General features: G+C 43.0%; 2 protein-coding genes. Both read right to left on the bottom strand.

Annotation, left to right across the window (positions count from 1 at the left end; all coding sequences use genetic code 11):
* Positions 1-736 (bottom strand): hypothetical protein (locus C7B77_RS28205; protein ID WP_146138580.1); only part of this gene is annotated, 736 nt, incomplete at its 3' end.
* A 118-nt stretch (positions 737-854) separates the two neighbouring features.
* On the bottom strand, positions 855-2258 hold the full coding sequence (locus C7B77_RS28200) for a ferredoxin:protochlorophyllide reductase (ATP-dependent) subunit N (RefSeq protein WP_106312882.1): 1404 nt from the start codon (positions 2256-2258) through the stop codon (positions 855-857).
* Positions 2259-2450: the final 192 nt, after the last annotated feature.

The following is a 2450-nucleotide window of genomic DNA, read 5'->3' as shown; positions in this document are numbered from 1 at the left end:
TTTCAGTAGGTTGTGATAAATCAAAAAATTTAGTTTTTTCATCAAATACAATCTTGAAGTTAGCTTCAGATGATTTAATTTGTTCTTCTCCAATAAATAATTTAATTTTTGCATTGTACACTTTTTTCGGGGGCATTCTGTCTAAATCTATATAATAATTCTCAGTGTTGTTTGTTGTTGGCGGAAAATTAACCATTGTTGATTCTTGATTATATGATACTTTTATAGATACTGTCAGGCTTTTATCTTCCTCATCTATAACCTCATAATAGTCATCAATATATGTTTCAAGTCCACCAATCCATATTTTTACAAAAACTTTTTTAGGAATACCAGTTCCATCATTTCTGTATTGCACAGGAAAAAACAATCGATATTTTTTCATTCTACCGGAAGAATCTGAAAGCAGTTGTATTGCTGCCACATGAACTTTGCTTCCTTTTAGATCGGATTGATTCGTGTTTAATAATGTTATTTTTGCTTCTCCAGATTTTCCAGTTAGTTCCTGTTTTAAGTCTTTTTTAAATGTGTCAAGAGAAGACTTTTCGCTGTTTAAATTAATATAAGATCCGATAATTAAAGCAGTAAAAATAACTGCAACATTACCAACAAGCCATTTAATATCACTTAGTCTCTTTTCGATTCTATCGTTAACCGCATTTTCAATTCTATCGTCTATTTTCTTATCTAAAAAACTTCGTACTACTTCTTCTATCTGATCTTGTTGTTGACTCATCTGTAATACTCCATAAGAATTTTAATCGATATAAAAATTTTAATCTATAAATGGATCGAGTCACCAAAAAACCGAGCCTATAGTTAGGCTCGGTTTCATAGTTCAATAATCAGCTAGTTTAGACTATAGCTTCATCTCTGACCAATTTCTCCCAACCGAGATCCTTGAGATTGTCATTCCGGCGGAGCGGACGAGTTACTAATTCCAAAATATCGCGAGAATTAGTGAAGCCGTGCATTTGGGCGAATGTAAACTCGACCGACCATTTAGTCGTAATTCCCCGTGCTTCCAGTGGATTCGCGTGAGCCATTCCGGTGATGACTAAATCGGGTTTGAGTTCGTAAATCCGTTGCAACTGATTATAGTTGTCGGGTTTTTCCATAATCGTCGGTAACGGCGAATTCATCTCCCGACAGGTTTTTTCGAGCAGGGCGAGTTCGGCTGCTTGGTAGCGTTTATCCATGTAGGGGATGCCGATTTCTTGGACTGTCATTCCGCAGCGAATCAGGAACCGTGCCATCGAAACTTCAAGGAGATTGTCTCCCATGAAGAAGACGGATTTACCACGAATCAGTTTGACGTATTCTTCCAAGCCTTCCCAGATTTGGGCTTCGCGCTCGTCCAATCCTTGGGGTTCGATATTAAATACCGAACAGATTTTCTCAATCCAGGCGCGGGTTCCGTCTGGGCCGATCGGGAATGGTGCGCCAATTAGTTTACACTTACGACGGCGCATTAGTGTGGTAGCGGTGCGACTGAGGAAGGGATTCACACCCGCAACGTAGTAACCTTCTTCGAGTACGGGTAGCTCGGTAAAGCGTTTAGCGGGGAGCCAACCATCGACTTTAATGCCTTGTTTTTTCAGTTCTAATGTCAGGTTGGTGACGACAGGATCTGGTAAAGAGCCGAATAATACTAACGGGGGATGATCTTTATACTCCGAATCCGACGCTTTAACGTCTTCTTTCTTGCGTCCGAAGTTCATCAGTTTGGAGATGGCATTGCGCTCGTCTTTTTCTTCTTGAGCGACGGGAGCTTTTTCGGGACACCGCGCTGCCATTGCCGCGAGGACGGTATCTTCACCTTGGGTAAAGGCATAGTCTAACCCATTCGCGCGAGCAGTCACGATCGGAATTCCCAGTTCTGCTTCCAGGCGTGGAGCCAAGCCTTCCAAGTCCATCTTAATGATTTCGGTAGTACAGGTACCAATCCAGACAATGACGCTGGGGTTGCGGTCTTTTTTAATCTGTTCGCACAAGCGGCGCAGTTCTTCATAATCGTTCAACTGGGCGGAAATATCGCCTTCTTCCAATTCCGCCATCGCGTAGCGCGGTTCGGCGAAGATCATTACGCCCATCGCGTTTTGGAGGAAGTAACCGCAGGTTTTGGTACCGATGACGAGGAAGAAGCTATCTTCGATTTTTTGGTATAGCCACGCTACGCAACTAATCGGACAGAAGGTGTGATAGTTACCAGTTTCGCACTCAAAATTTAACGCCTGTGGCTCTGCTGCAACAGTCATATAATGTTCTCCTATAATAATTTTTAATTGGTTTGGCTACGGTTGAGGGGGCTACCCCCCCCGCCTGCGGCACCCTGTCTTGTCTCGCTAAACCGTCGGGAAACCCGACGAGCGCGAGCCGCTCCGAGGAGGGGAATTTTTATGGAATTCTGTAGGTTAATCGTGGGGAGGGCGGGGTTGTGCGAGAGTTAT

Origin of the sequence: Chamaesiphon polymorphus CCALA 037 (genome assembly GCF_003003845.1) — a bacterium.
Taxonomy (GTDB): Bacteria; Cyanobacteriota; Cyanobacteriia; order Cyanobacteriales; family Chamaesiphonaceae; genus Chamaesiphon; species Chamaesiphon polymorphus.
Note: the sequence above shows the minus strand (reverse complement) of the source record. Positions and strands in the feature narration are given on the sequence as shown.

Excerpts from the sequence above, each read along its gene's own strand:
- C7B77_RS28200 (WP_106312882.1), bottom strand. The coding sequence starts at position 2,258 with ATGACTGTTGCAGCAGAGCCACAGGCGTTAAATTTTGAGTGCGAAACT.